The organism is Microbacterium oxydans (assembly GCF_026559675.1).
GTDB lineage: Bacteria > Actinomycetota > Actinomycetes > Actinomycetales > Microbacteriaceae > Microbacterium > Microbacterium oxydans_D.
Genome location: NZ_CP092891.1, coordinates 3,511,442 through 3,533,875 on the forward strand (window position 1 = coordinate 3,511,442; position 22,434 = coordinate 3,533,875).

22 protein-coding genes are annotated in these 22,434 nt (G+C 70.6%); 7 read left to right on the forward strand and 15 right to left on the reverse strand.

The genetic code is table 11. The features are described 5' to 3' along the window. Positions 1-7: 7 nt before the first annotated feature. The gene (locus tag MME74_RS16965; RefSeq protein ID WP_267416285.1) at positions 8-601 is read right to left on the reverse strand and encodes a MarR family winged helix-turn-helix transcriptional regulator; all 594 of its coding nucleotides are present in this window, start codon (positions 599-601) and stop codon (positions 8-10) included. 103 nt (positions 602-704) lie between these two features. Between MME74_RS16965 and MME74_RS16970 the strand changes: the two genes are divergently transcribed. Beyond that, positions 705-1,475, forward strand: a complete 771-nt coding sequence (locus MME74_RS16970; protein ID WP_267416286.1) for a hypothetical protein — start codon at positions 705-707, stop codon at positions 1,473-1,475. 150 nt (positions 1,476-1,625) lie between these two features. On the opposite strand, the gene MME74_RS16975 is transcribed toward MME74_RS16970, so the two are convergent. Further along, positions 1,626-2,270 carry a TetR/AcrR family transcriptional regulator gene (locus MME74_RS16975; RefSeq protein ID WP_267416287.1) on the reverse strand — a complete coding sequence of 215 codons (645 nt, stop codon included), beginning with the start codon at positions 2,268-2,270 and terminating at the stop codon, positions 1,626-1,628. 73 nt (positions 2,271-2,343) lie between these two features. On the opposite strand from MME74_RS16975, the gene MME74_RS16980 reads away from it, so the two are divergent. After that, the gene (locus tag MME74_RS16980) at positions 2,344-3,267 is read left to right on the forward strand and encodes an alpha/beta hydrolase family protein (RefSeq protein ID WP_267416288.1); all 924 of its coding nucleotides are present in this window, start codon (positions 2,344-2,346) and stop codon (positions 3,265-3,267) included. Positions 3,268-3,319: 52 nt separating this feature from the next. Beyond that, positions 3,320-4,351 (forward strand): FUSC family protein, encoded by a 1,032-nt coding sequence (locus MME74_RS16985; RefSeq protein WP_267416289.1) that lies wholly within the window; start codon positions 3,320-3,322, stop codon positions 4,349-4,351. 62 nt (positions 4,352-4,413) lie between these two features. Here MME74_RS16985 and MME74_RS16990 read toward each other — a convergent pair whose 3' ends face one another. The 5 genes from MME74_RS16990 to MME74_RS17010 form a co-directional block, all read right to left on the reverse strand. Beyond that, positions 4,414-4,809: a hypothetical protein gene (locus tag MME74_RS16990; protein WP_267416290.1), complete on the reverse strand. Its 396-nt coding sequence runs from the start codon at positions 4,807-4,809 to the stop codon at positions 4,414-4,416. Between the two features lie 98 nt (positions 4,810-4,907). Beyond that, positions 4,908-6,284 (reverse strand): aldehyde dehydrogenase family protein, encoded by a 1,377-nt coding sequence (locus MME74_RS16995; RefSeq protein ID WP_267416291.1) that lies wholly within the window; start codon positions 6,282-6,284, stop codon positions 4,908-4,910. A 52-nt stretch (positions 6,285-6,336) separates the two neighbouring features. Further along, positions 6,337-7,251: a carbohydrate ABC transporter permease gene (locus MME74_RS17000; RefSeq protein ID WP_267416292.1), complete on the reverse strand. Its 915-nt coding sequence runs from the start codon at positions 7,249-7,251 to the stop codon at positions 6,337-6,339. A 9-nt stretch (positions 7,252-7,260) separates the two neighbouring features. Further along, positions 7,261-8,145, reverse strand: coding sequence for a carbohydrate ABC transporter permease (locus tag MME74_RS17005; RefSeq protein ID WP_262001835.1), 885 nt, complete (start codon positions 8,143-8,145; stop codon positions 7,261-7,263). 64 nt (positions 8,146-8,209) lie between these two features. After that, a complete protein-coding gene (locus MME74_RS17010) occupies positions 8,210-9,484 on the reverse strand; it encodes an ABC transporter substrate-binding protein (RefSeq protein WP_267416293.1) in 1,275 nt (424 codons plus the stop codon). A 209-nt stretch (positions 9,485-9,693) separates the two neighbouring features. Between MME74_RS17010 and MME74_RS17015 the strand changes: the two genes are divergently transcribed. The 4 genes from MME74_RS17015 to MME74_RS17030 all read left to right on the forward strand — a co-directional run bounded on the left by MME74_RS17015 (position 9,694) and on the right by MME74_RS17030 (position 14,710). Next, positions 9,694-10,731, forward strand: a complete 1,038-nt coding sequence (locus tag MME74_RS17015) for a Gfo/Idh/MocA family protein (RefSeq protein WP_267416294.1) — start codon at positions 9,694-9,696, stop codon at positions 10,729-10,731. Between the two features lie 70 nt (positions 10,732-10,801). Beyond that, positions 10,802-12,748, forward strand: coding sequence for a primary-amine oxidase (locus tag MME74_RS17020; protein WP_267416295.1), 1,947 nt, complete (start codon positions 10,802-10,804; stop codon positions 12,746-12,748). 28 nt (positions 12,749-12,776) lie between these two features. Continuing rightward, positions 12,777-13,793 carry an SIS domain-containing protein gene (locus MME74_RS17025; RefSeq protein ID WP_267416297.1) on the forward strand — a complete coding sequence of 339 codons (1,017 nt, stop codon included), beginning with the start codon at positions 12,777-12,779 and terminating at the stop codon, positions 13,791-13,793. After that, complete coding sequence (locus MME74_RS17030; protein WP_267416298.1) at positions 13,790-14,710, forward strand: N-acetylglucosamine kinase; 921 nt, start codon at positions 13,790-13,792, stop codon at positions 14,708-14,710. The genes MME74_RS17025 and MME74_RS17030 overlap by 4 nt, the downstream gene beginning before the upstream one ends. Before the next feature lie 91 nt (positions 14,711-14,801). On the opposite strand, the gene MME74_RS17035 is transcribed toward MME74_RS17030, so the two are convergent. From MME74_RS17035 to MME74_RS17070, 8 genes are all read right to left on the reverse strand, one after another. Beyond that, a complete protein-coding gene (locus tag MME74_RS17035) occupies positions 14,802-15,452 on the reverse strand; it encodes a hypothetical protein (RefSeq protein WP_267416299.1) in 651 nt (216 codons plus the stop codon). A gap of 100 nt (positions 15,453-15,552) precedes the next feature. Then, complete coding sequence (locus MME74_RS17040; RefSeq protein WP_267416300.1) at positions 15,553-16,320, reverse strand: GntR family transcriptional regulator; 768 nt, start codon at positions 16,318-16,320, stop codon at positions 15,553-15,555. Positions 16,321-16,415: 95 nt separating this feature from the next. Next, positions 16,416-17,519 carry a Gfo/Idh/MocA family protein gene (locus MME74_RS17045; protein ID WP_267416301.1) on the reverse strand — a complete coding sequence of 368 codons (1,104 nt, stop codon included), beginning with the start codon at positions 17,517-17,519 and terminating at the stop codon, positions 16,416-16,418. Then, entirely contained in the window at positions 17,516-18,286 is a 771-nt protein-coding gene (locus MME74_RS17050; protein ID WP_267416302.1) for a sugar phosphate isomerase/epimerase family protein, read from the reverse strand. Before MME74_RS17050 ends, MME74_RS17045 begins: the two co-directional genes overlap by 4 nt. Position 18,287: 1 nt before the next feature. After that, entirely contained in the window at positions 18,288-19,271 is a 984-nt protein-coding gene (locus tag MME74_RS17055; protein ID WP_267416303.1) for an NAD-dependent epimerase/dehydratase family protein, read from the reverse strand. Beyond that, a complete protein-coding gene (locus MME74_RS17060; protein ID WP_267416304.1) occupies positions 19,268-20,032 on the reverse strand; it encodes a sugar phosphate isomerase/epimerase family protein in 765 nt (254 codons plus the stop codon). The genes MME74_RS17055 and MME74_RS17060 overlap by 4 nt, the downstream gene beginning before the upstream one ends. Then, positions 20,029-20,682, reverse strand: coding sequence for a ThuA domain-containing protein (locus MME74_RS17065; protein WP_267416306.1), 654 nt, complete (start codon positions 20,680-20,682; stop codon positions 20,029-20,031). The genes MME74_RS17060 and MME74_RS17065 overlap by 4 nt, the downstream gene beginning before the upstream one ends. An 84-nt stretch (positions 20,683-20,766) precedes the next feature. Next, a complete protein-coding gene (locus MME74_RS17070; RefSeq protein ID WP_267416307.1) occupies positions 20,767-22,413 on the reverse strand; it encodes an ABC transporter substrate-binding protein in 1,647 nt (548 codons plus the stop codon). Positions 22,414-22,434 lie beyond the last annotated feature (21 nt).

Genomic DNA, 22,434 nt, shown 5'->3' on the forward strand with positions numbered 1-22,434 from the left:
GAGCCGCTCAGCGCTGCCAGTTGTCGGCGAGCTTGTTCAGCAGCCGGGCGAGTTCGACCCGCTCCTCGTCGGTGAACGGCGTGAGCGCGGCCGTGAGCATCTCCCGCCTCTCCCCGCGAGCGCCGCGCGCGATGCGACGCCCTTCGTCCGTCAGGGCGATGCGCGTGCGGCGCGCATCGTCGGGGTCGGCCTCGCGGCGCACGAAGCCCCGCTCGACCCCCTGCTGCACGAGGCGGGACGCGCGCGGCTGATCCACGCCGATCGCCGTGCCGAGAGCGCTCACGCTGAGCGGGGAGGATGCCGCGGCGAGCGCCTCCAGCATCCGCATGCGCGCGGGTCCACCGAGGCGGCCGGACGGATCCGCCATCCAGGGCGGCATCCCCGGATGACCGCGGTGGTGCTCGAAGTGATCGCGAGGGTCTTCGCCGTGTCCGCCGTGGGGGCCGCCGTGCCATCCGTGCGGACCGCCGTGTCCGCGGCCTCCGCCACGCTCCCCGGAGCCGCCGGGGCCGCCCGGGCGACGACCGCGCAGACGGGACAGGGCCTGGGCGATGGCTTCGGCGGGATCCGGCTCTGTCGGCTCGTGCGATTCGGTGGTCACCGTTCAATTTTACATGCGACTTGACATGCATCACCACTCCATGTCACACTACATGTACATGCACTGTGACATTCACATGCACACTGACAACTAAGGACTTCCCATGAACACCACGGATTCACAGAACCCCGAGAACACCTCCCGCCCCTTCGGCTACTGGCTGAAGGCCGCCGACCGCCTGATGGCGGCCGAGTTCGCCACCGCGTTCGACAGCGAGCACGCGAGCCGCCGCGACTGGCGCATCCTCAACCTCGTGGACGGGACCGTCGCGTCGGACCGCCCGCTGAACGCCCACAAGCTGCACCGCCTCGTCGAGCGCGGCTGGGTCGCCCCGGAAGGGACCGGCTGGACGCTGACCGACGAGGGCCGCTCCGCGAAGGAGCGCCTCGGCGCCATCGTCGACGAGATCCGAGCGAAGGTCGCCGACGCCGTGCCCGAAGAGGACATGGCCACCACGCTGGCCTCGCTCGAGAAGATCGCCCGCGCGTTCGGCTGGGACGAGGAGACCCCTCTTCCCCGCGGTCGCCGGCACGGCTTCGGCGGACCCCGCCACGGGCGCGGCTTCCCGCGCGGCTTCGGCCGCCCGTTCGGCCGCGGCTTCGGTCACGGCGAGGACTCCGACCACGGTCAGGACTTCGAGCACGGACGCGGACGCGGCTTCGGCCCCGGCCGCGGCTTCGGGCCCGAGATGGACGCCGAGCACGGATGCCGCCACGGCGAGCCCGGTGCCGGCCACCGCGGTCGCGGACACGGACACCCCGGTCACGGCGACCACGGCCACCGCGGTCACGGCCCGCACCGTGCCGAGCGCATCGCTCAGCACGCGTTCGAGCGTGGCTTCGACGCGGGCTTCACCCGCGGTCGCGACGCCTGACCAGCAGAAGCACCCCCACGAGACGCCTCACCCGACCTGTTCGGGTGAGGCGTCTCGTCTCGCTTCGCTCGCTCGACGAACGGGAGGGGCGGGCGGGACGGTCGTCGAGCGAGGAGCGAAGCGACGAGACGAAACGCCCCGACCCACGCCTCAGAGGTCGAGCAGTGCCACGGCCGACTCGTCGGCACCGGCGGCGCGCAGCCGGGCGCCCATCGCAGAGGCGGCGAGGGCGTAGGGACGCTCATCGTCCATCAGCAGCGAGCGCGAATTGGCCTCCTCGTTCAGAGCCACCAGCTCGAACGCGAGCACCTCCGGGTCGGCATCGATCTCGCCCGCCGTCACCGCGTGACGCAGCTGAGCCTCGACGTAGCCGTACCAGTCGACCAGGGCGGCGCGCACGGCATCGCTCACCGGTCCGGACTTCGAGTCCACGTCGGCCGCGGTCGCGGCGAAGAAGCATCCGCCCGTGAAGACGCGGTCCTTCGAGTAGGTCAGGGAGTTGTGCAGCAGCGCGGCGAGGCGGCGCACGCCGCGCGGATGCTCGCGAGCCGGCTCGACGATCCGCGCCGTGAAGATCTCCCGGGCCGCGGCGACCGTGGCGAGCTGCAGCCCCTCCTTGCTCTGGAAGAGTGTCGCGATGCTGCTCTTGCTCGACCCGGAGGCCTCCGCGAGGCGGCCGATCGTCAGCCCGTCGAGACCTTCCACCGACGCGAGATCGGTCGCGCTCTGCAGCACGATCCGCCGCGAGGCATCGCCCCGGGCTCTCCGCCCGTCCAGAACCGCGCTCTCCGACATGCCCCTAGTATACGAACGATCGTTCGCCTAGTATACGTATGATCGTTCGTATTGTTCTGGCGAAGGAGCTCCCATGCCGTCCCTCCCCGCGATGCTCGCGCGCAGCATCCACACCGCAGCCGCCGTCTCCCCCGCGCTCGCCGGCGACATCGCCTACCGCCTGTTCTTCACGACCTCACCGCGGATGGCGGTGCGCGATGCGGATGCTCCCACTCACGCCGACGCCCGCCGCGGACGACTGTCGGTGCGCGGCATCGAGGTCGTCACGTACGAGTGGGGCACCGGGCCGCGCACGGCGCTGCTCCTGCACGGATGGCGCGGACGCGCCTCGCAGTTCGCGCCCCTCGTGCGGGAACTCGTCGCCGAGGGGTTCCATGTCCTCGCGTTCGATGCCCCGGCCCACGGCTCGTCGGCCGGGCGGGGCACCGACATCCGCGACTGGGTCGACGCCGCCGAGCAGCTGCAGGACCGGCACGGCCCCTTCGCCGCGATCGTCGGGCACTCGTTCGGCGCCCTCGCCGCACTGACCGTCGCGCGGTCGACCGTTCCGACCCCGGCGGTCGTCGCGATCGCCGGGGCGGCGAGCCCCGAGGCCTTCCTCGCGCAGTTCGCCCGAGACCTCCGGCTCGACGCCGCGACGACAGCACGCCTGTCCGCGCGGTTCCGCCGGCGACTCGACGTCGACCAAGAGACCGTGTCGGAGCGCTACGATGCGGCCCGTCACCCCCTCCCCGCCGACACCGCGCTCCTCGTCGTGCACGACCGTGGCGACCGGCGGATGCCCGACCACGACTCCCTCCGCCTGCACGACGCCCACCCCGAGCGGTCCCGCCTGCTCCGCACCGAGGGCCTCGGACACACCCGGGTGCTGTCGGCGGATGCGACCCTCGACGCGGTCCTGGCGCTCGTGACGGACGGGCTGGCGGGGGTCGACGCCCTCGGCACGACGACGACCACGGCACCTGCGGCTCGGGAGACCGCGTCGATGCGAGCCTGACCGGCCGCACCGGAGCGTGATCCTCCGCAGCAGCCGGACGTAGGCTGGATCAGTGGCGGATTCCCGGGGACGAGTATGGACCGGCGTCCTGCGCGTCGAACCGCACCGCGGCGACCACCGGGTGGCGCTTCGCGCCGCGGTCAGCGTGGCGGTGCCGCTCCTCGTGCTGTGGGCCGTGGGTCGCCTCGACCTGAGCATCTACGCCAGCTTCGGCGCCTTCGCCGCCCTCTACGGGCGCCACGACCTGTTCCGCGATCGCATCCGGATGCAGGCGAGCGCCGGCGGGGTGATCCTCGCCTCGATGCTCGTCGGCACCGCGTTGTCGGTCATCGCCGCTCCCGCCGCGGTCAGCATCCTCGTCGTCGCGATCATCGCATTCGCGGTCACACTGCTCGCCTACACGATGCGGTGGCATCCGCCCGGCCCCCTGTTCCCGGTGTTCGCGGTCGGGGCCTGCGCGACCATCCCGGCGAGCGTCGCCTCCTTCGGCGACGTGCTCGTCGTCGGCGGTCCGAGCGTGCTGTTCGGACTCGCGGTCACCGCGCTCATCGGCGTCCTCACGCGCAGCACGAAGGCGGTGGCGCCGAAGCCCCCGCAACCGGTGGGGCCGATCGCGTGGGAGATGGCCGTGTCGGTCGCGATCGCCATCGCGGGCGCGGGCGTCGCGGGACTGCTGATCATGGACTCGCACTGGTACTGGGCCGCGGTCGGCGCCGTGGCGGCGGTCAGCGGTCCGCAGCTCAACGCCCGGGTGATCCGCGGCGTCCAGCGCCTCATCGGCACCCTGCTCGGCGTGCTCGTCGCGGCCGGGGTCCTGGCCCTCGATCTGCCGCCCCTCGCCGTCATCGCCCTCGTCGTGGTGCTGCAGGCCTCGGCCGAGCTGTTCGTCGGCCGCAACTACGGCATCGCCATGGTGTTCATCACGCCGCTCGCCCTGCTCATGGTGCACCTCGCCGCCCCCACCCCGGTCGACGTGCTCCTCCAGGACCGGGCGATCGAGACCGTGATCGGCGTGGCCGTCGGCACGCTCGTCGCCGTGGCGTCGGCCGCACTCCGGCGCCGGCAGATCACGAAGCGCGCCTGACCTCAGCCCTGCCCGCCTGACCTCAGCCCTGCCCGCCTGACCTCAGGCCTGCCCGCCCGACCTCAGCCGTGCAGGCTCATCAGGAGCAGCATGCCGGCCATCATCAGCAGGCACCACCAGAAGGCGAATCGCTCGGCGCGGTCCGCACGGGCGCTGCCCGCACGCAGCAGCAGCCACCCGCCGAGCACCGCGAGGCCGAGCACGACGACGACGAGCACCGCCGCGCCGGGCGCACCGGATGTCTGCCCGTGCGCATGGCCGGCGAAGCCGAGCGCCACGTAGGGCACCGCCATGAGGAGACCCATCGCGAAGGGGTCGCCCACGGCCCCGGGCGGCGACGGACGCCGTCGAGCCCGCGCCCCCGCCACGGCTGCCCAGAGGAAGAACGCGAACGTCACGCCGATGCCCGTCAGCGACGCGTGGCCCTCCGCGGCGGCGGGGATCATGAGCAGAGCCATGCCTCCCGCCGCCGCGACGTGAGCCGCCGCCCCGACAACGCCGGCAGGGGCTGCCGCCGCGCTCCGCAGCCGCGCCCGCCGAGGGGTGGCGGTGAGGCTCAGGCCGTCCACACCGTCTTCGCGTTCACGAACTCGCGGATGCCGAACGAACCCAGCTCGCGCCCGTACCCGGAGTCCTTCACGCCGCCGAACGGCAGTCCGAAGAACGACGCCGAGTTGCCGTTCGCGAACACGCTCCCGAACTCCAGCTCGGCCTGCAGGCGGGCGATCTCGTCGGCATCCGCCGACCACACGCCGGCCGCGAGCCCGAAGTCGGAGTCGTTCGCCGCGGCGATCGCCTCATCGATCGAACCCACCTCGTACACGCAGGCCACCGGGCCGAAGCACTCCTCACGGAAGATGCGCATCTCGGGCGTGACCTCGGTCAGCACGGTCGCCGGGTAGAACCACCCCGGACCTTCGGGGAGCTCGCCGCCGAGGCGGACCGTGACCCCCTTCGCGACGGCATCCTCCACCAGCTCGTGCGCGTCCGCGCGCACCTGCGCCGTCGCCATCGGCCCGAATCCGGTGCCCTCGGCGCGCGGGTCGCCGGCGGTGATCTTCGCCATCTCCGCCACGAACGCCTCGACCCATTCGGTGTAGACGTCGGCGTGCACGAAGAACCGCTTGGCGCAGATGCACGACTGCCCGCTGTTCTGCGTGCGCGATGCCGCCGCGAACTGCGCCGAGCGCGCGATGTCGGCCGAGGGCATCACGACGAAGGCGTCGGTGCCGCCGAGCTCCAGGACGCTCTTCTTGATGTTGCGTCCGGCGGCGGCGGCGACCGCGGCCCCCGCGCCCACCGAGCCGGTCAGCGTGACCGCGCGGATGCGGCGGTCGTCGAGCAGCGCCGAGGCCGCGGCGCCCTCGATCAGCAGGGTCTGGAACGCGCCCTCCGGGAAGCCCGCGCGCTGGAACAGCTCTCCCAGGTACAGCGCGGTCTGCGGCACGCTCGACGCGTGCTTGAGCAGCCCCGTGTTGCCGGCCATGAGGGCTGGGGCGGCGAAGCGGATGACCTGCCAGAACGGGTAGTTCCACGGCATGACGGCCAGGACCGTGCCCAGCGGCTGGAACACGACGCTGGCGGCCGATGCTCCGACCGACGCCGCCGGCACCGGCTCCTCCGCCGCGAGATACTCCGCGGCATGGTCGGCGTACCAGCGCATGCCGTTGGCCGACTTCGTCACCTCGTACTTCGCGGTGCCGATGGTCTTTCCCATCTCGAGCACCGCCAGGCCGGCCGCGTGCTCCAGGTCGGCGTCGAGCAGGTCGGCGGCCCGCCGCATCCACTCCGCCCGCTGCGCGAAGGTCGTCTGCGCCATCGTCGCGTTCGCGGCCTCCGCCGCCGCCAGGATGCGCTCCACCTCATCGGCGGTGTGGGCGGTGAACTCCTGTACCAGCTCACCCGTGGTCGGATCGATCGTCGCAATGGTCATGAGCACTCCCTGTGTCTCGTGTCGGTGGTGGTGGTCGTCGGGACGGTCGCGGTCACTTGCCGTAGCCCTTGGTGAGCCCGGCGATGTACTGCCGGGAGAAGACGGCGAACAGGATGACGAGCGGCACGGCGCCGAGCGTGAGCGAGGCGAGCAGGGCCGGGTAGTCGTTCTGGAACTGCCCGACGAACTGCTGCACGCCGAGGGTCACGGTCTGGTTCTGCTTGCTCGGGGCGAGGATGAGCGGGAACCACAGGTCGTTCCACACCGGCAGCATCGTGATCGACGCGACGGCCGCGATCCCGACCCGCACGATCGGCAGGGTGATCCCGAGCGTGCGCCACTCCCCCGCCCCGTCGATGCGCGCGGCCTCCTTGAGCTCGTTCGGCACGGCCCGGAAGTACGTGGTCATCAGGGCGATCGCGAGCGGCAGCTGCATCGCGGTGTACACGAGGATGAGCGCGGTGAGGGTGTCCATCAGCCCCCACGAGGTCATGATCTTGATCAGCGGCACGGTGCCGAGGCGGATCGGGAGCATGATGCCGACCACGAAGAACCCGGCGAGCACCGGCGTGATCGGCACCTTGTACTCCACGAGCGCCCAGGCGGCGAGCGTGCCGAGCACGATCGTGAGCACGATGGTGGCGAGGGTGACGATGAGGCTGTTCTGGTAGTTGAGCAGGAAGTTCCCACGCGTGAACACGTTGATGTAGCCCTGCAGGTTGAACGTCTCTGCGTCCGGAAGCGCGAACGGGGCCCCGAAGATGCCCTGCGTCGTCTTGAACGAGTTCATCAGCACGATGAGGATCGGGACGACGGAGAAGAGCCCCATGACGATCAGCAGCAGATGCACGCCGCTTCCGGCGAAGACGTCGGCCGCGCGGCGGGGACGACGGCGCCTCGGCGCCGTGGGCTCGGGGCGAGGGCGGCGGCTCGGGGCGGCCGCTGCGGGTCGGGTGTCGATGGCCATCGGGGGCTCCTAGAGCTCGTAGGTCTTCAGTCGGCGCTGTACGAGCCAGAAGTAGGCGGCGGTGGTCGCGAGGATGAGGAGGAAGATCACCGATGCGACGGTCGCGCCCAGGTCGAGGTCGGCGACCTGGCCGCTGGAGCCGAAGAACGATCGGTAGAAGAAGGTTCCGAGGATGTCGGTCGAGTAGTTCGGGCCGGGAGCCGAGCCGTTCAGGGCGTAGACGATGTCGAAGCCGTTGAACGTCCAGATGTACGTGAGGATCACGATCAGTCCGAACTGGGGCGCGATGAGGGGGAACTTGATCCGCCAGAAGGCCGTCCAGGAGCCGGCGCCGTCGATGCGGGACGCCTCGATCACATCGTCCGGGATCGCGAGGAGCGCGGTGTAGAGGAAGATCATGGGGATCCCGATGTACTGCCACACCGACATCAGCGAGATCGTCGGCAGCGCGGTGGCCTCGGTGCCCAGCAGCGGGAACTCGACCAGTCCCCACAGCGGGTTGATGATCAGGCGCCAGATGAAGCCCACGATCACGACCGAGAGGGTCGCCGGGATGAACAGCAGCGTGCGGTAGGCGCCGACGGATCGGCGCAGTCGCCCCGAGGTCAGCAGGGCGGCCATGAGCAGGCCGATCGGCAGCTCCACCAGCAGGTGGATGAGGAAGAACTCGACGTTGTTGCCGAGCGCGTTCCAGAAGCGGGCGCTCGTGGTCGGGTTCGTGAACAGGTCGACGTAGTTCGCGATGCCGACGAAGGCGCTCTGCTGCCCGCTGGACTCGAAGAAGCTGAGCACCACCGAGCTGATCAGCGGGTACACCGAGAAGGCCACGTAGACCACGAGTGCGGGCAGCACGAACATCGCCAGCAGGCGGTAGCGAGCGGGGGTGCGGATCATGCCGGGGCTCCTGTGCGGATCGGATGCCGGAGGCGGAAGCGTCACTCCCGCCTCCGGCGGAGGGTCACGGTGCGGGCGTGTACCAGGAGTCGAGTCCGGCCTGGAGCTCGGCGGTCGCCTCCTCGGGCGAGAGCCCGCTGTTGTACATGAGCTGCGCGACGCGCCAGATCTCGTCGTCGAGCGGCGGCTGTCCCGCGCTGAGCCGGTCCAGGGCCAGACGGGAGGTGAGCTCGGCGTCCACCTTGAGGTCGGCGAACTCCTGCGCGAGGGCGTTCTCGTACTTCACGGGCTCGGTGCCCATGGAGAAGAAGCCGGGGAGCTTGTTCACGTACAGCTGCTGGAACTCGCTCGTGCCCAGCCACTCCAGGAACGCGGTCGCCGCCTCCTTCTCCTTGCTCGCGGCGTTCAGGCCGAAGGCCATGTCGGCCATCTCCTGCTGGTAGCGCTGGTCACCCTCGGCGGCGGGCGGGGCGCCGAAGACGCCCACGTCGAGACCGGTCGAGGTGACCTGCGAGATCTGCCACGATCCGTCCGGCAGGATCGCGGCCTTGCCCAGCGTGAACAGCTGCGTCATGTCCTCGTAGGAGATCGACTCGTACCCCTTGGGCAGGTAGTCCTTGAAGGAGTCGAAGACCCGGAAGCCCTCCACGAAGTCGGGGTCGGTGAGCTTCTTCGAGCCGTCGATGAGTCCGAGCCGCCCCTCCTCGCCCTTCCAGGCGTTGGGTCCGACCTGGTAGAGCATGTTGTAGGCCAGCTGCCAGCCGTCGGCGCTGCCGAGGGCGAGCGGGGCGTACTGCCCGTCCGCCTTGATCGCGTCGAGCACCTCGAGGAACTCGTCCTGCGTCTTCGGCACCTCGAGACCGAGCTCGTCGAAGATCGCGGTGTTGTAGTAGAAGCCGGCGAGCACGGACGCGACGGGCACGCAGTACGGGGTGCCGTCGTCGCCCTCCCAGGCGGAGAGCGCGGACTCGGGGAACGACCCGATCGCGTCGAGTCCGTCGAGCGGCTCGAAGTATCCCTTGTCGATCCACGACCGGTTCACGTCGAACGGACGGCACATGATCACGTCGGGACCGGTTCCGCCGTCGATCTGCGACTGGATCGCGGCGTTGTAGTCGTTGGTGTCGATCGGCGCGTACTCGACCTTGATGCCGGGGTGGTCGGCCTCGAACGCGGGGATGATGTCGTTCTCCCACATCGTGGCGTCCTCGGTGCGCCAGGTGCCGAGCGTGAGGGTGACGGAATCGGGGTCGTCGCCACCGCCGGACGCGCATCCGGCGAGGCCGAGGGCGAGGGTGGTGACGGCGAGGGCGGCGAGTGGTGCTCTGGCGGAACGCATCATGACCTTCTCTCTGAGAGGACGCGCGGTCTCGGGAGGACCTGCCACACCATTGCGGCGGCGCGCGGTGCAGGTCAGCATATATAGGTCTCAATGCGGTAGCAAGAGGTATCTACCATTTCTGATCATTGTTCTTACTCTGGTCCTTCTGATAGACATTCATAAGACAAGTGGTATCTTGTGGATAACAACCTCTGAAGGAGGCTCCAGTGATTCGTGTCGGCATCCTCGGCTCCGGGTTCATCGCAGACTCGTACGCCGATTCCCTGCTGGATGTGCGCGATGGTGTGCTGGCGGCGAACTTCTCCCGCGACGCCGGACGCGCCGCCGACTTCGCCGGCCGCTGGAACAGCCCGCGCAGCTACACCGACATCGCCGACCTGTGCGCCGACCCCGACATCGACGTCGTGGTCGTGGCCCTGCCCAACGAGGCCCACGTCGACGCCGTGCGCATCGCCGCCGCCGCGGGCAAGGGCATCATCTGCACCAAGCCGCTCGCCCGCACCGGCGCCGAGGCCGCCGAGATCCTGCGCATCGTCGAGGAGGCCGGCGTCTGGCACGGCTACGCCGAGAGCTCGGTGTTCTCGCCCAACGTGGCGAAGGCGCACGAGATGGCGCAGGCCGGCGGCATCGGCACCCTGCTCACGATGCGCGCCCGCGAGGCGCACTCCGGCCCGCATGCCCCGCACTTCTGGGATGCGGAGACCGCGGGCGGCGGCGCCCTGCTCGACATGGGCTGCCACACCGTCGAATCGGCCCGACACTTCTTCGGCAAGGACAACCCCGTCACCGAGGCCTTCGCCTGGGGCTCGACGCTGGTCCACTCCGACAAGACCACCGGCGAGGACACCGCGGTCGCCCTCCTCAAGTTCGCGGGCGGACAGCTCGCCATCATCGAGTCCTCGTGGGCCGAGAAGGGTGGGATGCAGCTGCGGCACGAGTTCAGCGGCACCGACGGCCGCCTCGTCACCGACACCTCCGTGACCCCGGTGTGGGGCTTCCTCGGCAACCCGACCGGCTACCTCGTCGAGAAGGCGGACGCCGAGACCGGCTGGGTGCACCCGGTGCCGGAGGAGACGCGCGCCTACGGCTTCTCGCAGCAGATGCGCCACTTCATCGACCACTACGCGGCGGGCACGACGCCGATGGAGACGTTCGAGGACGGCTGGGTCGTCAACTGCATCCTCGACGCCTGCTACCGCGCCATGCGCTCGGGCACGTGGGAGCCGGTGCGCCTCGAACGGTGAGCACCGACCGAGGGCACGAAGACGCGCCCTCCTTCCCGCGGCCTTCGCACAGACAAGGAGAGACCTGAGAATGACGAACACACTGCCCGCCGGAGCGAACGCGCTGCTCGCGACGCTGACCGCCGCCGAGATCGTCGCGAACCGCGCGACCCTCGAGGCCGCCGGCCTCGCGACCCCGGAGACGCACTACTCGTACGTGGGGCTGACCGCCCCGGACAAGCGGCGCCTGTTCGCGGGCGAGAAGCTCCCCCGTCTGGTGCGCAGCTTCCTCATCGACATGACCACCGGGGTCTCGCACGACGTCGTGGTCGATCCGGCCGCCGGTGCCGTCGTCTCCTCCCGGGAGCTCGACCCCGTCGTCGACGGCGCCGTGCCCGTGGTGCTCCGCGAGTTCGGCTACGTCGAGGAGGTCGTGCACCAGGACGAGCGCTGGATCGCCGCGATGGCGAAGCGCGGACTGACCGACCTCTCGCAGCTGCGCGTGAACCCGCTGTCCGCCGGCGTGCTCGCCGACGACGAGAGCGGTCGCCGCATCCAGCGCTGCTTCACGTTCGTGCAGCGCACCCCCGAGGACCTGGGCTGGGCCCACCCGGTCGACGGAGTGACCGTGATGGTCGACGTCGTCACGGGCGAGGTGCTCGACGTGATCGACCACATCGACCTCCCGGTCCCGCAGGAGGACGGCAACTACCACCTGTCCTCGTGGCGCGGACCCGACCGCCAGGGCCTCAAGCCCATCGAGATCACGCAGCCCGAGGGCCCCAGCTTCACGATCGACGAGGACGGCGTGCTCGACTGGGCCGGCTGGCGCCTGCAGGTCGGCTTCGACCAGCGCGAGGGCCTCGTGCTGCACGACGTGTCGATCGCGGACGGCGACGTGCAGCGCTCCGTGCTGTACCGCGCGTCGATCGCCGAGATGGTCGTCCCCTACGGCGACCCGAGCCCGCAGCGCTGGTTCCAGAACTTCTTCGACGGCGGCGAGTACCTCTTCGGCGGCTTCGCGAACTCGCTGGAGCTGGGCTGCGACTGCGTCGGCGACATCACCTACCTCGACGCGGTGGTGGCCGGCAATGACGGCGATGCCCGCGTGGTGCGCCAGGCCATCTGCATCCACGAGGAGGATGCGGGTGTGCTCTGGAAGCACTCCGACAACTGGAACGGCTCGTCCGAGACGCGACGCAACCGCCGTCTGGTCGTGAGCTTCTTCATGACGGTCGGCAACTACGACTACGGCTTCTACTGGTACTTCGGCCTCGACGGCACGATCGAGTTCGAGGTCAAGGCCACGGGCATCGTGTTCACCTCCGCCTACCCGGGCAAGGGCTACCCGTTCGCGACCCAGGTGGCGCCCGGGCTCGGCGCCCCGAACCACCAGCACCTGTTCAGCGCGCGACTCGACGTCGCGGTCGACGGACTCGCCAACGCGGTCGACGAGGTGGAGGCGGTCGCCGTGCCGCGGGGACCGCAGAACCCGCACGGTACCGGCTTCACGCAGCAGATCACGCGGCTGCGCACCGAGTCCGAGGCTCAGCGCATCGCCGACAACCTCACCGGTCGCGTGTGGTTCGTGGGCAACACCGAGGTGCAGAACCGGCTCGGCGAGCCCGTCGGCTGGGTGCTCTACCCCGAGGGGAAGCCGCTGCTGCTGGCCGACGCCGAGTCCGACATCCACAAGCGCGCCACGTTCACGACCAAGCACCTGTGGGTCACGGCGTACGAGCCGAGCGAGCAGTACCCGGCGGGCGACTTCGTCAACCTGCACCCGGGCGGAGCCGGCATCCCGCAGTGGGTCGAGGCCGATCGCCCCATCGACGGCACCGACATCGTGCTGTGGCACACCTTCGGCCTGACGCACTTCCCGCGCATCGAGGACTGGCCGATCATGCCCGTCGACACCGCCGGATTCGTGCTCAAGCCGCATGGGTTCTTCGGACGCAACCCCTCCCTCGACATCCCCGGCGCGGCCGACCACTGCGCGACCTCGCCGGGTCACCACGACCACCACGCCGGGCACTGACCGGACGAGCACGAGCACAAGGAAAGACATGGACGGATACATCAGCTACGCCGAGGCCACCGCGGCCCAGGCCGATGGCCTCGCGACCGCGATCCCGCACATCGAGCGGCAGGTCGTCGAGCTCGCCGCCCGCGGTGCCCTGGGCGAGGTCGGGCCGCTCTTCCTCGGCATCGGCGCCAGCCTCGCCGCGGCCGCGCCCGCCGTCTGGCACCTGCGCGAACGCGGCATCACCGCCTGGCGCCTGGACGCCGGCGACACCCCGCTGCCCCTCGCGACCGGCGAGCACCCCGTGATCGCGGTCTCCCAGAGCGGACGGAGCAGCGAGACGATCGCGGCCCTGAACACGATCCCCGAGGCCCTCCGATACGGCGTGGTCAACACGGTCCCCTCCCCGCTGTCCGACCTGGCCACGCGCCTGGTCGGACTCGGCTCGATCCCGGACAGCTACGCCTCGACCATCGGCTACACCGCGACGGTCGTCGCCCTCAGCATGCTGGCCGAGGCGTGGGCCGGCGGCGAGGTCGACCCGGCCTGGCACGACTTCGCCGCGCTCTTCCGCGAGACTGAGACCATGCTCGCCCCGCAGATCGACCGCGCCGCGGATCTGATCACCTCCGTCCCCAGCCTCGACTTCGTCGGCGGCGGGTCCTCGACCGGCTCCGCCGAGGCGGGTGCGCTGCTCTTCCGCGAGGTGGCCCGGATCCCGGCGAGCGCGATGGGTACGCGCCAGTACCTGCACGGCTCGATGGAGTCAGCCGGTGAAGGCGCCCACGTCCTGTTCGGCAGCGAGCGCGAGCACGAGGTCGCCCGCATGCTCAGCGCCGCCGGGCACCGGGTCGTGCTCGTCACGACCGACGACGTCGAGAGCGCCGAACTGCTCGAGGTCGTCCGCCTGCCGCAGAGCTCGCCCAACGCCCGAGCCGTGCTCGAGGCCCTGTTCCTGCAGGGCCTCGTCGCCCGGGTCGCACAGGCCAGGGGCGTGGAGATCGAGGAGTTCGTGTTCCACAACGACGACACGAAGGTCGACGCCGGAGCGGCTCAGTGACCCCATCCGATGACGCCCTCGCCCCGCGCGAGGGACTCATCGTCGGCATGGACGTCGGCGGCACCAAGGCCGCGGTGCGCGCCACGACGGCAGACGGTCGACTCGTCGCCGACGTCGTGGCGAGTTCCGCCGAGTGGGATGCCGAGCCCGTCGATGCCGCCGCGGACTGGCTCGTCGACGTCCTGGCGCGTGCGCTCCCCGCCGATGCCGTCGTCGACGCCCTCGCGATCGGCGCCCAGGGACTCGACAACGTCCCGGTCGCGCGCGACCTCGCGGAGGCGCTGCGTCTCCGCGGCCACGCGCGGGTGCGCTGCGTCAACGACGCCGCGCTCCTCGTCCCCGCCGCGGGGCTGGACGCCGGCATCGGTCTGATCGCCGGTACCGGCGCGATCGGCGTGGGTGTCGATGCCACCGGAGCCCCGCTCGCCGCGGGCGGCTGGGGATGGGTCATCGGCGACGAGGCCGGCGCCGCGGGTCTCGTCCGCGAAGCCACCAGGGCCGCCCTGCTCGCCCATGACGACGGCGAACCCGACGACGGACTCCTCGGCGCCCTGCTCGCCGACTTCGACGTGGCCGACGCCGAGCGCCTCGCCCGTGCCGTGAACGACGAGCCCACCATGGCCAACTGGGGGCCGCACGCCGCCGCCGTGTTCCGGGCCGCCGATGCCGGTTCCGCCCTCGCGGCACGCATCGTCCACGAGGGCGCCGCACATCTCGTGCGCCTGGTCACCCAGCTGCGGCGACGCGGCGCGGTGGGCGACGCCGTGGTCGCGGCCGGCGGCGTCATCACCGCCCAGCCGCGTCTGGCCGATGCGGTGCGCGCACTGCTCGCGCAGCAGCATCCGGATCTCGGCTTCGTGCTCCTCGACGAACAGCCCGTCGCCGGCGCCTGGTACCTCGCGAACCACCTGGACTGACGCGGGATCCCACCGCCAGGCGTGGAGATTCCGGGACCGGTCTTCCACGGCCGTGGCTCGTCATGGACGCCGCCTTCGACACCGGGTAGGCTCAGAGATAGCTCCCCCTTCGCGGAGGACGGAGAAGTGAACCCGGGATTTCCTGCTGTTTGTGGGGCCCGGGTTTCGCGTTCTCCTCCACGATCCAGAGCTGATGGTCGAGCCGCCCGGACCAGACGTCGGATCCCATGATGCGCCCGTTCACGGCGCCGCAGACGGCGTCCGGCAACCACAGCAGGGGCTCGTCCGCTCCCCGTACATGATCCACCCGCATGCGGGACGACAGTCGCCGCGATGCGCGGAGGGCCTGCACCATGTTCATATCTCGCAGATCGTCCGCGGCCCCCCGCGACTCGAAGACGACGTGGCTCACGACATCGAGACCATCGAGCTCCCAGAGAATCCTCGCGATGCATGCTCTCCGCGTTCGCTCCGACCGGTCCCCCGGTGACGGACGCACCACGACAGCCCAATGCATCAAGGGCATCGCGCCGATCACATCGACGGTGTCGTCCCGGAGGGATCCCACACTGTCGTACCAGTGCAGCTTCGCTGCCCGACGTGGCTTCATGGCGTAGAGAGTACGACGCAGGTCATCGAGCTGCTCGGCATCATCACAGAGCGGAAGCGTGGCCACCATCACATACGGGCCTCCATTGCCCGCGCCCAGGGGCTCCGACTCATCGATGAAGGCGAACTGCACCGACTCAGGGTAGACGCGACCAAGGCGGCGCCATCGCACCCTGTGGAGGAGACCCTCAGCGGGCGGGACCTCAGCGGGCGGGACCTCAGCGGGCGGGGCCTCAGCGGGTGGGGCCGGCACCGCGCGTGAAGACGGTGCGCAGACGGTAGCGCTCGCCCACATAGCGGATCGTCGAGAGCGAGACCACCCGGCCGTCGGAGCCGTGCGCGACCTGGCGCATCACGAGCAGGGGGCTGCCGACCGCGACGTTGAGGGCCTCGGCCGCCTGTGCGTCCGCCTCGCGCGCCTCGACGGTGCTGTCGGCGCGCTCGGGGCCGGAACCGGCGGAGTCGAGCAGGTCGTAGAGCGAGTCGACGGCGAAGTCGATCTTCGAGACGTCGGGCAGCAGCGCGGCGGGCACGACCGAGGCGTCCAGCGCGATCGGCACGCCGTCGAGCAGACGGATGCGGTCGAGACGGAAGATCGGCGTGCCGGGAGCCACGCCGATGGCCTCGGCCTCGTCGAGGCTCGCGTGTCCGGTCTCCGCGCGCCGGACGATCGACGTGGACTCCAGTCCCATCCTCCGCGCGGTCTCGCTGAAGGACTCGAGGCTGTTCGGCCACTCCTTCGCGACGGGAGCCGAGGCGACGTACCAGCCGCGCCCGTGGGACGAGCTGAGCACGCCCTCGTCGACGAGCTGCAGCAGCGCCTTGCGCAGGGTCACCCGGCTGATGCCGAGCTGCGTGCACAGCTCGCGCTCCGGAGGCAGGCGCATGCCCTCGGCGAGACGGCCGGACGAGATCTCGACCTTGATCAGGTTGACGGCCTGGATCCACAACGGCTCCGGGTAGTCCGCACGAATCGGCGATTCACTGATGCTGCTCGTCATCCCTGCCCCCTCGGATGTGTGGCTTCCACTCTGCACCGTACACGGCGCCGACGCACCATACCAGTAACGACCATTCTAAGTCCTCAGCGTTACCGTCACTGCCAGGACCCGCCCGCGCCCCACTGCGGGTCCAGCGGCGGCACGGGATCGAAGGAGCTGGCCACGGCCACGGGAGCGCCGGCATCGACCGACTCCTCGATCGCGAGCATCGCGTCGAGCACGTGGAAGGCCAGCGCACCGCTGGCCCGAGGCTCGCGGTCGGCACGGATCGCCGCGGCCATCTCGACCACGCCGATGCCGCGCTCGCGCTCGGCGCCCGAGGGCATCAGCTCCTCGGGTTCGGGCTGCGGCCGACCGGCCGGCACGAGCACGCTCGGACCGTCGAAGCCGCTCACCGGCACGGTGAGAGTGCCGCCGGAGCCGGTGACCTCGAACAGCTGGCGCCGCACGGGAGAGTCGAAGCTGTAGATCGATGTGCCCACCACCCCGGAGCGGAACCGGGTGAGCACGCTCACGTGGGTCCAGACCTCGACCGGGATGCGGTTGCCCGCCCGCTCGCCGTAGGGCACCGTCCGCACATCGAACGCGCGATGGCCCAGCGCCTGCACGGTGTCGATCGGGCCGAACAGCAGCGCGAGCGTCGTCAGGTAATACGGGCCGATGTCGAACAGCGGACCGGCGCCGCGGGCGAACAGGAAGTCCGGGCGCGGGTGCCAGGCGTCCGGCCCGGGACCCTGCATGAGCGTGAGCACGGTCTGCGGGGTCCCGATGCGCCCCTCGGCGATCAGCTGCTGGGACTGCTGGATGCCGCGGCCGAGCACGGTGTCCGGCGCATTGCCGACGCGCACCCCGGCGGCTGTCGCGGCGTCGAGCACCGCGCGGGCCGAAGCGCGATCGAGCGTGAGCGGCTTCTCACCCCACACGTGCTTCCCCGCCGCGATCGCCTGCAGCGCGACCTGTGCGTGCACCGCCGGGATCGTCAGGTTGACCACGAGCTCGAGCCCGGGCAGGGCGAGCAGCTCCGCGGTGTCCCCCGAGAAGGGCACACCGTGCTTCCGAGCCTGCGCCGCCGCGCGCTCGCGGTCGAGGTCGGCGACCCCGATCACGTCGACGCCGGGTGCCGCGCGCAGCGTGGCGAGGTACTCGTCCGAGACGTTGCCCGCGCCGATGACTCCGACGCGCACCGGCTCGTGGGTCATGACAGGGCCTCCGCGAAGAACCGGGTGTTGCGCTCGACGGCGGGCAGCGGGTCGCCGTCCACCACGACCTCGACCACCACGAGGGCGCCGATGTCCGCGGCGAGCGCGGTGACCTCGCGCATGCGTCCGACCACGGGGACGCCGAGCGTGGGCGGGTCGTCCGGTTCCGGCTCCTCGTCGTTCACGTGCACGGCGCGGATACGGTCGGCCAGGCGCGGCAGCAGCTCGAACACGTCCGCACCGCCGACGCTCGCCCAGTAGGTGTCGACCTCCAGCACGACCCGCTCGTCGAGCAGCTCGACGAGCACCTCCCACGCCGGGCGGCCGTCGATGCGCGCCGAGAACTCGAAGTCGTGGTTGTGGTACCCGACGCGCAGTCCGTGTTCGGCGGCGCGCGCGGCGGCGAGGTTGATCCGCTCGGCGAGCGCGGTGACGCCGGCGCGGTCCGCGAACAGGGCGGGCTCCGCCCACGGCACGATCAGGGTCTCGACGCCCACCGTGCGCGCCGCGGCGATCGCCCGCTCGACGGGGGTGTCGAGCAGCTTGACGTGCGCGGTCGGCGCGGTGAGCCCCGCGGCGGCGAGCTCGCGTGCGAGCTGTTCCGGGTCGCTCAGGATGTCGTAGGGCTCGACCTGCGCGTACCCGAGCGCGGCGAGCGCGGCCAGGGTCGCCGCACGGCGGTCGCCGAGCCGGTCGCGAAGGCTGTAGAGCTGGATCGACAGCGCGGACGCGGTGTCGGCCGAGGGCGGGACGGTCGTGTCGGTCATGTCATCCGTTCCGGATCAGGCGGTCGAACGCGGCGGAGAGCTCGTCGTCGAAGGCACGGCGCGCGGCGTCCTCCTCGTGCCACGCGACGATGCGGCGAGCACCCTCCGCGAACGAGACCTTCGGGTGGTAGCCGGGCACGAGCCGCTGCAGCTTCGCGGTGTCGAACAGGATCGAGTGCCGGAAGTCCTCCTGCAGCACCTCGGCCCAGCCGGGCACCTCGCGGCCGATGGACTCGCTGGAGCGGTGCACCAGGAGCGGATCGCGCACTCCGGCGGCGGCAGCCAGGGTGGTGTGGATCTGGTCCCAGGTGAGGATGTCGCCGCTGACCAGGTTCACGCTCTCCCCGATCGCGTGCGTGTTGCCGAGCAGGGGCACGAGGGCGCGCGCGACGTCGCTCGAGTGCGTCAGGGTCCACAGCGAGGTGCCGTCGCCGTGCACCACGGTGGCGTCGCCCCGACGCAGGCGCTCGATCGCGGTCCAGGTGACCGGGAAGATCATGGTGGTCTCGTCGTACGTGTGCATCGGACGCACGATCGTGAGCGGAAGACCGCGCTCCCGGTAGGCGTCCTCCAGCACGAGCTCGGCGGCCAGCTTCTCCCGGGCGTACCCGAAGACCGGATGGCGGCGCGGGCTCGACTCCGTGATGGGCAGCTGCGGCACCGGGCGGCCGAACACGGAGCAGGTGCTGACGAACACGTACTGGCCCGTCCGCCCCGCGAAGCGCTCGACGTCGGGCAGCACGTCCTGCGGGCTGAAGCCCACCCAGTTCACGACGACGTCGTACTCCGTGTCGCCCAGCGCGGCGTCGAGGGCGGCCCCGTCGCGGATGTCGGCGCGGATGCCGTGCACCTCCGCCGGCAGGGCGCGGCGGTGCTCGCCCCGGGTGACGACGGTGAGGTCGATCCCGTGCTGCACGGCCTCGCGCGCGACGGCCGAGCCGATCATGCCGGCGCCGCCGAGGAACAGCACCCGCAGCGCGCTCATCGGGCACCCGCCGTCACGCCGTGGCCGGTGAGGTACCGGTACGACTCGTCGAGGGCGTCGAACGGATCGACGTCGAGCTTCTCCAGCTCCACGATGTGCCATTCGAGCGTCGAGGGCTCCTGCAGGGCGCCGAGCACATCGACCGATCCCTGTCCGATCGGCACGAGTGTGTCCTGCCCGTAGGTGAGGGCGGGGCCGTCCTTGACGTGCACGTAGCGCAGCCGTGGACCGATCGACCGCACGACCTCGGCGGGAGACGCCCCGCCCACCGCGGCCCAGTACAGGTCGAGCTCGACGCGGGCATCGGGGTGCAGGCGCTCCAGCAGCAGGTCGTAGGCGCTCCGACCGTCGATCACGTTCCGGAACTCGGCGTGGTGGTTGTGGTACGCCACGGTCATGCCGTGCGCCTTGGCGGCCTCGACACCGCCGTTGACCCGTTCGAGTCCGCGTTCGATCGCGTCGAGGTCGTCGAACTCCTCGGCCTCCATGCTCCAGGCGAGGTTCGGGGTGCCGAGCTCGGCGTACTCGTCGAGGATGCGTGCGGCATCGGGGCCGAAGGGGAACGGCGCGTGCGCGCTGACGACGCTCAGGCCCGTGCGATGCAGCATCCGGTTCACGTCGGTGGCCGACCGGCCGTGCAGGCCGTAGGTCTCCACACCCGTGTAGCCGAGGGCGGCGATGCGCTCCAGCACGCCCTCGAAGTCGTCGTCGAGCAGCGCGTCGACGGTGTAGAGCATGACGGCGGCACCGGGGAGGCTCATGCGCGGCCCGCCCAGCGGATCGCCTGCGCGAGGAGCCGACGGAAGGGCGGTTCGCCCCACGCCCGCATGTCGTGGCCGAGCGCGAGGTAGACGACCCGCCCCTCGCCGACCTCGCGCACGTAGAGCACGGGGATGCGCACGCCGTCGTCGCGGGTGCGCTCCGCGAGGACCGTGTGGTCGTCGGCGGCGAACGCGAACTCGTAGTACTCGTCGAAGAGCTCGAAGTCGTCGACGCCCTCGGTGATCGGGTGCGCCGCGACGATCTCGATGCGGTGCCGACCCTCGTGGTGTCCGGGGCCGTGCGAGAGGTAGTGATTGCCGAGGAGTGCGTGGAAGGCGCTGTCGGCGCCCTCGGGGTCGCCCATCACGTTCGACATGTGCAGTGCCACGACGCCCTTGCCCGCGGCCACCGATGCGGCGAGCGCCGCCTGCTGCGCGGCCGGGAACGAGGCGCCGGAGTCGTAGAGCACGAAGACGTCGGCGTCCGCCGTCTCGGGGCGCGCGTCCACGAACCGCTGCATGCCGACGGCGGGCGATGTGGCGAATCCGGCGCTCGCCCCGATGCGGGTGAGCACGTCGGCGGCGCCGAGGAGGTCGTGGTGGGTGTCGTCGCCGCCGACGACGACGAGGGCGCGGGGGCTGGTGGACATGGGACGTTCTCCTCGGGTGGTTCGGGTGGGGGCGCCTCCGGAGAGGCGCCCCCTGTGGTCACACGGCGGTGCCGCGTGCGGTCATCACCGGGGCTGGAGCTCCAGTGCGACGACCGGGTTGACGAAGGCGCCCCAGTACGGGTCCTTCTCCTGGGGCCATCCGGTGGCCTTCTTCTCGCTCCACCCGGCGTAGGCCTGGTAGTACGAGAGCACGACCCACGGGGTCTCCTCGATGAACTGCTCCTGCAGACCGGTGACGGCGGCGGTGCGCTCGTCGTCGCTGGTCGCGGCGAAGTAGTCCGTGAAGTACTGCGCGATCTCCGGGTCCTCCGTGCGCTGGATGTTCTGGTACGTCGGGATGGCCTCGCCGATCGGCAGCGAGTACGCGGGGTTCATCCACGAGTCGTACAGGTTCACCGCGAGGAGCTGGGTGGCGATCGGGTAGCCGATCGTCGCCTGGAACTCGCCCTTGCTGGTGATGCCGTTGATCGCCTCGACCGCGACGCCGTTGACGTCGACCTTGAATCCGGCCTCCTTGAGGTTGGACTGGATGATCTGCGCGGCCGCGACCTGCTCGGTGAACGCCTGCGGGATCGTGATCTGGAAGGCGAGCTTCTCGCCGTCGCGCTCGTAGTAGCCGTCGTCGCCCATCGTGAAGCCGAGGCCCTCGAGGATCTTCTTCGCACCGTCGACGTCGTAGTCGTAGAGCTCGTCCTCGAGCCCGGGTGCGATGGAGTCCTCGAACACCGGGAGCGGCAGGCCGCCCTTCCACGTCGCCGCCGGACGGTTGGCCACATCGGCGACCTGCTGACGGTCGATCGCCAGGCTCGCGGCCTCGCGGATCTCCTTCTCGTTGAACGGGAAGTTCTGGTTGTTCGTAATCAGGCCGTCGGCGCCGACGACCGACCACAGAATGTGGAAGTCGGGGCTCTTGGAGAGGAAGGTCTCCTCGACGTTGGCCATGTAGCAGCTGCACCAGTCGACGTCGCCCTGCACCATGGCCTGCGAGACCGCGGTGTTGTCCTTGTACGGGACGAAGCGGAGGCCGTCGATGGCGGGCTTGCCCTTCTGCCAGTACTTCGGGTTCTTCACGAGCGTGTAGCTCTCGGGCGTGAAGGTGTCGAGCATGAACGCCCCGGTGCCGACCGGCTTCTCGTCGGCGTAGCCGGCGACGTCGTCGATCTTGCCGTAGACGTGCTCCGGCACGATGCTCAGGTAGATGATCTTGTCGAAGAAGTTCGCCGACGGGGTCGCGAACGAGATCACGACGGAGTGCTCGTCCGGCGCCGTGATGGTGTCGAACTGGATGCCGGTGAGGTTCAGCTCGGGGTGGTCCTTGATCAGCTGGTAGCTGTAGACGACGTCTTCGCTGGTGAAGTCCTCGCCGTCGGTCCAGGTGACGCCGTCGCGGAGCTGGAGGCTGAGCTCCGTCCCCTCGGCGTTCCACTCCCACTCGGTCGCGAGCCACGGCTTGAAGTCGCCCGCCTTGGTCGTGTTCACCTGCACGAGGGGCTCGTAGATCATGCCCTCGGAGCCGAGCTGGTAGGCGGTGGTGGGCAGGTAGGGGTTGAACACCTTCTGCACGGAGGCCGACGAGCGGCCGACCGTGAGGATGGTGTCGCCTCCTCCGCTGCTGCCTCCCGTGCTGGGGGCGCAGGCGGCGAGGCCGGTGATCAGTGCTGCGACGGCCAGCGTGGCGATGGCCGCTCGTTTCGACGTGCGCATGGGCATGCCGACTTCCTTTCGTTGGGA